At 72.5% G+C, this 7,060-nt stretch carries 8 protein-coding genes; 2 read left to right on the top strand and 6 right to left on the bottom strand.

Annotated elements, in window-relative coordinates; translation table 11 throughout:
- Positions 1-275 precede the first annotated feature (275 nt).
- Positions 276-587: a MazG-like family protein gene (locus tag F8271_RS28735; protein ID WP_151492973.1), complete on the bottom strand. Its 312-nt coding sequence runs from the start codon at positions 585-587 to the stop codon at positions 276-278.
- Positions 588-766: 179 nt separating this feature from the next.
- On the opposite strand from F8271_RS28735, the gene F8271_RS28730 reads away from it, so the two are divergent.
- Positions 767-2,134, top strand: coding sequence for a S9 family peptidase (locus tag F8271_RS28730; RefSeq protein WP_151492972.1), 1,368 nt, complete (start codon positions 767-769; stop codon positions 2,132-2,134).
- Positions 2,135-2,200: 66 nt separating this feature from the next.
- Here the strand turns inward: F8271_RS28730 and F8271_RS28725 are convergent, their stop codons facing one another.
- The 3 genes from F8271_RS28725 to F8271_RS28715 all read right to left on the bottom strand — a co-directional run bounded on the left by F8271_RS28725 (position 2,201) and on the right by F8271_RS28715 (position 4,700).
- On the bottom strand, positions 2,201-2,935 hold the full coding sequence (locus F8271_RS28725) for a hypothetical protein (protein ID WP_151492971.1): 735 nt from the start codon (positions 2,933-2,935) through the stop codon (positions 2,201-2,203).
- A gap of 195 nt (positions 2,936-3,130) precedes the next feature.
- Complete coding sequence (locus F8271_RS28720) at positions 3,131-4,246, bottom strand: DUF3626 domain-containing protein (RefSeq protein ID WP_151492970.1); 1,116 nt, start codon at positions 4,244-4,246, stop codon at positions 3,131-3,133.
- The gene (locus F8271_RS28715) at positions 4,230-4,700 is read right to left on the bottom strand and encodes a VOC family protein (RefSeq protein WP_151492969.1); all 471 of its coding nucleotides are present in this window, start codon (positions 4,698-4,700) and stop codon (positions 4,230-4,232) included. The genes F8271_RS28720 and F8271_RS28715 overlap by 17 nt, the downstream gene beginning before the upstream one ends.
- A gap of 50 nt (positions 4,701-4,750) precedes the next feature.
- Between F8271_RS28715 and tsaA the strand changes: the two genes are divergently transcribed.
- Positions 4,751-5,164: a tRNA (N6-threonylcarbamoyladenosine(37)-N6)-methyltransferase TrmO gene (gene tsaA, locus F8271_RS28710; RefSeq protein ID WP_151492968.1), complete on the top strand. Its 414-nt coding sequence runs from the start codon at positions 4,751-4,753 to the stop codon at positions 5,162-5,164.
- 113 nt (positions 5,165-5,277) lie between these two features.
- On the opposite strand, the gene F8271_RS28705 is transcribed toward tsaA, so the two are convergent.
- Together F8271_RS28705 and F8271_RS28700 are read right to left on the bottom strand one after the other, a co-directional pair.
- Positions 5,278-5,907 (bottom strand): MBL fold metallo-hydrolase, encoded by a 630-nt coding sequence (locus F8271_RS28705; RefSeq protein ID WP_151492967.1) that lies wholly within the window; start codon positions 5,905-5,907, stop codon positions 5,278-5,280.
- Positions 5,907-6,992, bottom strand: coding sequence for an S-(hydroxymethyl)mycothiol dehydrogenase (locus F8271_RS28700; RefSeq protein WP_151492966.1), 1,086 nt, complete (start codon positions 6,990-6,992; stop codon positions 5,907-5,909). The genes F8271_RS28705 and F8271_RS28700 overlap by 1 nt, the downstream gene beginning before the upstream one ends.
- Positions 6,993-7,060 lie beyond the last annotated feature (68 nt).

Genomic DNA, 7,060 nt, shown 5'->3' with positions numbered 1-7,060 from the left:
CCCACAAACCCCACCACCGGACAAACCACCCACCCCGACGCGACCGACCACGACCCCCGTCGGGCACTCACCGGGTGATCCACTCGGCTTCGGCGAAAACGGGGTATCCGGGACGGGGTGACACCCCGGTTTCCAGGAAATCGAGTCGATCACCAGCCAGGGCCGACGTCTCGCCGCACGCGAGCCGCCCAACGGACGCCAAACCCGACCCCGGGGCCTCTCCGACGGGACGGGCCACACTTCCCGTCGCCGCTGTGGATTGTGGCGGACGGAGGTCACTCCGCGAGGCGGGAGCGGACCTTCGCGGCGCAGGCGCCCAGGACCGTTTGCGCGTCGAGCCCCAGGCTCTCGATGGCCACCAGCGCGGTGAACGCCACGTCGGCCAGTTCCGCCGCCACGTCCTCGCGCGTGTGGGTGACGCCCTTACGTGGATTCTGGCCGAGCAGGCCGATCCAGGCGGCCGACGCCTCCCCCGCCTCCTCGGTCAGTTTGAGAATGCGGCAGGTCAGTTCCGTCTGCCCGGTGCCGTTCGCGGCGTCCAGCCAACGTCGCGAGGCCCGGGCCGCCTCCCAGATCGAGTCGTCCACGGCGACCAGTCAACCCGACCGCCCGGCCCGGCCTGACACTCGGGGCCTGCCTGACCGGTCGGTCAGCGCAGCCATTGACTCCGGTCGACGGCGGTTCTAGGTTCAGGGCGCTACCGGCCGGTAGGCAACCGTCCCGCCTGGTCGCCCCCGCGGCGACATCCGTCCGATGGGGAGCATCGATGCTGTCCACACCCTTTCGTACCCTCCGCCGCCTGGTCGCGGCCACCGCGACACTGACCCTGGCCGTCGGGCTGGTCGGTGCCGGGCCCGCCGCCGCCACCGACCGCGATCCCGGGGGCGGTCAGCCGCTGCCCGGGTACACCATCGAGAATCCGCCGCTGGCCCCGCTGGTCGTGGGCGGCAGGCCGACGACCGTACGCCAGGGTGTGTACCGCCACGCCGGGTACATCATCGAGGTCCCCACCCGGTGGAACGGTGACCTGGTGTTGTGGGCCCACGGCTATCGGGGCCAGGGCACGGTGCTGACGCCGGAGCAACCCGGGTTCGGGCTGCGCCAGCGTCTCCTGGAGCAGGGGTACGCGTGGGCGTCGTCGTCGTACGACCGCAACGGCTTCGACATCCGCTCCGGGGTGCTGGGCACGAAGGACCTCGCCGACCACTTCGGACGAGCGGTCCGCCGGCCACACCGCACCTTCATCGCCGGTGTGTCGATGGGCGGGTACGTCATCGGTCGTTCCCTGGAACAGTATCCCGGTTACTACGACGGGGCGCTGCCCATGTGCGGGGTGCTCGGTGACCAGACGCTGCTCGACTTCTACCTCGACTACAACCTGGTCGCGCAGGCCCTCGCCGAGGTGCCGGCGTATCCGACGCCGGCGGACTACCTGAGCACCGCGGTTCCCCGCATTCAGGTGGCGCTCGGCCTGGCCGGGCTGACGCCCACCGGGCCGGACACCACCACCGACCGGGGCAAGCAGTTGCGGGCGATCACGGTAAACCGTTCGGGCGGGCCTCGTCCCGGGGCGGACGCCGCGTTCGCGGTGTGGAAGGACTTCCTCTTCTCGATCAGCGTGACCAGTGGTGGTGACTCCCCCGCCCAGCGGCCCGGTCAGCTGTCCACGAATCTGTTCACCCGCTACGCCCCGAACAGCCCGGTCGACGTCAACGCCACGGTGCGGCGGGTCGCCCCGGAGAACGTCGTGCAGCGTCTCCTGCCGACGCTGACCGAGGTGCCGCGGATCGCCGGCCGTCCCAGCGCGCCGGTGCTCAGCCTGCACGGGCTCGGTGACCTGTTCGTGCCGTTCAGCATGGAGCAGGCGTACGCCACCGACGTGGCCCGGCACGGTCGCGGCCGGCTGGTGGTGCAGCGGGCCATCCGGGCCACGCAGCACTGCGAATTCACCCCGACCGAGGCGGGCGCCGCGTGGGACGACCTGGTGTCCTGGGTACGCACGGGACAGCGCCCGGCCGGTGACACCGTGACCGATCCGGCGGTGGTGGCCCGGCCCGACTACGGCTGCCGGTTCAGCGACCGGGCCGCGTACGCGGCCGGGGTCGGCACCCGCCGCCTCTACCCGGCCTGCTGAGGTAGGCGAGAAACAGGAACCGGCCGGCTCCCGTCGAAGGGAGCCGGCCGGCCTCGTGTGCGGGTGTCACCAGAGCTGCTGGACGATGTCTGCCGCCTGCTCCTCCCACTGCGCGTACGCGTAGGGGAAGGCGGAGACCTGCACGGTCTGCGCGGCGGCGGTCAGCGGCAGGTCCTGCCAGCCGCCCACGTTCTTCAGCGCGGAGAAGAACGCCGTGGCGGAGTACTCCGGGTCGGTGATCTGCTCGGGCGTGCCCCAACCGGACGACGGGCGCTGCTGGAACAGGCCCTGCGAGTCGTGGTCGTTGTACGCGCCGAGGTGGCCGAGGTTGTACAGCTTCGACTCCTGCAACGAGGTGGCGACGCCGATCACCGCGCCCCGATCACCGACGCCGGTCTTCTTGGCGGCGTCGACGATCGCCCGAGCGTTGTCCAGCTGCGCGTCGTCGAGCGGGATGCGCGACTGCGCGCCCTCGATGCCGTGCGGGATCAGCTGGTCACGGCTCGGCTTGCCGGCCGGCGGCTTGCCGGTGGCGGAGCCGGTGGTCAGGCCGGACTCGACGGGCTGGTCGTCCTGACGCGCCGTGGTGGTGGCCTCGCCGGTGGTGGCGGTGGCGTTGCCGGTGGCGAGGTCGATGGCGGCGACGGCGCCCTCGTGCGGTCCGGAGGTGACCGGAGCGGCGGCCGCGGTGGGCGCGAGCGCCAGGCCGCCGAGGGCAGCCACACCCACCATGCTCAGCGCGGTCTTGCGGTACGAGTCCTTAGCGATGGCGGGGAGCCATCGAGTGAAGTCGACCTTCACGATGGTTGCCCTTTCGATCGTGCGGAGCGCTCCGGGGTGAACACTCCTCGGGAGATGACCGCGGAAAAGGGTTTGGGCTCCGGCGGTACGGGGGACACAACCAGGTTCACGTGTCGGGCATTCCGGAAATGTGCCTGCGGTGGCACGTCGCGGTCCCGGCCGCGCCACGGAACCGGACGATCGCCGCAGCGCGGGTCAGCGGGTGCGTGGGCCGCCGAACCGGACGAGGACGTGCCAGAGTTGCTTGAGGTGCTGAAGGGTGTCCGCGACCGGGCCGCGATCCACCCAGCGCTGCGGCTCGGTGACCACCGACACCGCGCCCCGGCCGATCAGCGCCGCGTCCACCGGGTCGCCCGGTCGGGCGAACTCCCGGTGCAGGCGCGCCGCCAGCACCGGGATCTCGGGGCCTCGGAACTCCGCGTCGACCTGGTCGACCGCCAGCGTGAAGCCGGGGTGCCACCGCAGGGGGAAGCCGTAGCGCCTGGCGATCAGCTCCAGCGTCGCGCCCGTCGGGGTGCCGGCGAAGGACGGGTCGACCACCAGTTCCTCGACGTCCTGGGCGAGGTCGAGGGTGCCGTGGATCTGGGCCTCCACGTAGTCGTCCAGCGCCCGACCGACGGCGGGCGGCGTGGTCGGCGCGTTCAGCACCGTTCGCGCCAGGAAGGCGACGTCCGTCCCGGTACGTCCCAGACAGTCACCGGTGGCGGCGACGCCGGCCAGCAGCCCGGCGAGCACCGCCTCGAAGGCGTCGGCGGTGCCCACCACGCTCGGGCCGAGGTGGCTGTCACCGAGGCAGAACGTCGCGCGGGTCAGCACCTGCGGACGCAGCCGCAGGTGGCAGGAGCCGAAGCGCGGGCAGGCGCCGTCCAGGTGGTCGAGCAGGTTCAGACCGCCGTACGTGGGCCGTTCCGCCGGCGTCACCCCGGGCCGCTGGTACGCGCCGCCGAACATCAGCTGCTCCCAGCGGTCCCGGTCACCACCGGGGTACGCCATGAGCTTGCCGTTGGAGATGCCGGTGACGAACTGGCTGCGGTACACCCCGTCCTCGGCCAGAGCCGACGCGACGCTACGCCCGTCGGCGCACAACCGGTCGGGGTGGAAGTTGACGGTCAGTCGTCCACGCTGGACGGCGGCGGCGACCAGCTGCTCCGGCCGGTGGCCGACGTCGACGGTGGCGAGTTCCCGGGCGACGCCGGCGAGCGCGGCGGGACGCTCGATCACGGCCAATGACCGTACGTGCGCGAGGGCAGCCGTCTGCGCCGAGGTGAGCGCCGCGGCGTCGAGCCCGCCCCGCTCAGACGTCGCCGTCATGGTCGACGTCCACGGCATCGGTGTCGGCGCGCTCGTCCGGCACGCCCAGTTCCTCAAAGACGGTGATCTGCAGGTCGGCCGGAGCGTCGAGGCGGGAGTTGAGCGAGTTCCAGGGCGTACGCGTCGGCGGTGCGATCTCGCTGGCCCCGGCGGCGACCAGCCGGGCGGTGGTCGCCTCGGCGTCGTCCACCTCGAACGCCACCCGCAGGCGCGGCGCGACCTGTCGACCCACCTCGACCTCGTCGATCATGCGCTTCTGCGCCGGGTTGGCGATCTCCAGGGTGGCCCGACCGGCGTCCAGAATCATCACCCGGGCGTCTCCCTCGCCGCTGTACGCCGCCTCCTGCGGCAGGCCGAGCGCGTCCCGGAAGAACGCGACGGCGGCGTCGTAGTCGGCCGCCTCCACAACGAGGCGCAACTGGCGAACAACGGGTACGGGGTGCTCGGCGGGCATGCGCGCGATCATAATCGCCGTAGGCTGGCACCCTCCGGAAGGGAGCGAGGATGGTCGACGAATACCTCCTGCGACCGGTCGGGTGGGTCTCCTCGCCGCTGACCGAGGCGGCGAGCGCGCCGCGGCAGGGCGACGAGGGCGCGCCGGAGGCGTGGCTGGTCTTCGATCCGCAGGTCGAGCGCGCCCTGCGCGACGTCCAAGTCGGCGCCGACCTGCTGGTGCTGACCTGGCTGGACCGGGCGCGACGCGATGTGCTGGCGGTGCGTCCACGCGGCGACGAGAGCCGCCCGGAGACCGGCGTGTTCAGCACCCGCTCCCCGCACCGGCCCAACCCGATCGGGCTGCACCGGGTGCGGGTGCGGGCGCTGGACGGGACGCGCGTCCGGGTGGCCGACCTGGAGGCGCTGGACGGCACCCCGATCCTGGACGTCAAGCCGGTGCTGGGCGCGGCCGACGAGCGCTGAGCCCGCCGACCGCGCACCACCCCCGCCGCCGGCACGGAAGCCGGCCCAGCCGGCCAGCACGGACACCAGCCAGCTCGCACAGCAGGCCAGCACGGACAGCCAGCCAGCGCAGCTCAGTGGCCGCGGGCCAGCCACTCCTGCAGGTGCGGTGCCTCCGCACCGATCGTGGTGTCGGCACCGTGACCGGTGTGCACGACCGTCTCCGCCGGCAGGGTCAGCAGGCGGGTGCGGATCGACCGGACGATGGTGTCGAAGTCGCTGTGCGAGCGCCCGGTCGCGCCGGGTCCACCGTTGAACAGGGTGTCGCCGGTGAACACCACGCCCAGGTCCGGGGCGTGGAAACTGCACGCGCCGGGGCTGTGCCCGGGGGTGTGCAGCACGCGCAGCGTCGTGCCGGCCACCTCGATCTCCTGCCCGTCGTGCAGCTCGCCGTGCGGCGGCAGGTACGGATGGACCATGTCCCACATCACCCGGTCGGCCGCGTGCAGCAGCACCGGCGCGCCGGTGGCCTCGGCCAGCTCGGGCGCCACCCGGACGTGGTCGTCGTGCGCGTGGGTGGCCAGGATCGCCCGGACCCGGCGCTCGCCCACCAGGGCGAGGATCGCCGCCACGTCGTGCGGCGCGTCCAGCACGACGCATTCGCTGTCGTCGCCGATCACCCACACGTTGTTGTCCACCTCGAAGGTCTCACCGTCGAGGGAGAACGTGCCGGCGGTGACCGCGTGGTCGACCCGGGCGGTCATCAGAACACCACCACCGAGCGCAGCACGTCGCCGCCGTGCATCCGGTCGAACGCGTTCTCGACCTGGTCGAGCGTGATCTCCTCGGTGACGAACGCGTCCAGGTCGAGGCGACCCTGCAGGTACAGCTCGGTGAGCATCGGGAAGTCCCGGCTGGGCAGGCAGTCGCCGTACCAGCTGGACTTGAGGGCACCACCGCGCCCGAACACGTCCAGCAGCGGCACCTCGATCTGCATCTGCGGGGTCGGTACGCCGACCAGCACCACCGTGCCGGCCAGGTCCCGGGCGTAGAACGCCTGCTTCCACGTCTCCGGTCGACCCACCGCGTCGATCACCACGTCGGCGCCGAAACCGCCGGTGGCGGCGCGGATCGCCTCGACCGGGTCGGTCTCGGAGGCGTTGACGGTGTGCGTGGCACCGAAGGTGCGGGCCCAGTCCAGCTTGCGACTGTCGGTGTCCACCGCGACGATCGTCGTGGCGCCCGCGAGGGCCGCGCCGGCGACCGCCGCGTCACCGACGCCGCCGCAGCCGATCACCGCGACCGAGTCGCCGCGGGTGACGTTGCCGGTGTTCATGGCGGCGCCCAGCCCGGCCATGATCCCGCAGCCGAGCAGACCCACCGCGGCGGGCCGCGCGGCCGGGTCCACCTTCGTGCACTGCCCGGCGTGCACCAGGGTCTTCTCGGCGAACGCGCCGATGCCCAGCGCGGGGGCGAGTTCCGTGCCGTCGGTGAGGGTCATCCGTTGGGTGGCGTTGTGGGTGTTGAAGCAGTACCAGGGGCGACCGCGTCGGCAGGCACGGCACACCCCGCAGACGGCACGCCAGTTGAGCACCACGAAGTCACCCGGTGCGACGTCGGTGACGCCCTCGCCCACCTGCTCGACGATGCCCGCGGCCTCGTGGCCGAGCAGGAACGGGTAGTCGTCGTTGATGCCGCCCTCGCGGTAGTGCAGGTCGGTGTGGCACACGCCGCAGGACTGGATCCGGACGATGGCCTCACCGGGGCCGGGGTCGGGCACAACGATGGTGGTGACCTCGACCGGCGCGCCCTTGCTGCGGGAGATGACTCCCCGGACTTCCTGGCTCACTTCGCCTCCTGCTGGTGGTGTGCGGCGGGGCCGGGTGCCGGGGCGGGGCGGGAGTGCCGGGCTCGGCG

The organism is Micromonospora sp. ALFpr18c, assembly GCF_008868155.1.
Taxonomy (GTDB): Bacteria; Actinomycetota; Actinomycetes; order Mycobacteriales; family Micromonosporaceae; genus Micromonospora.
The sequence above is the reverse complement of the archived record's forward strand: the minus strand, read 5'-3'. Positions and strand labels throughout refer to the sequence as shown.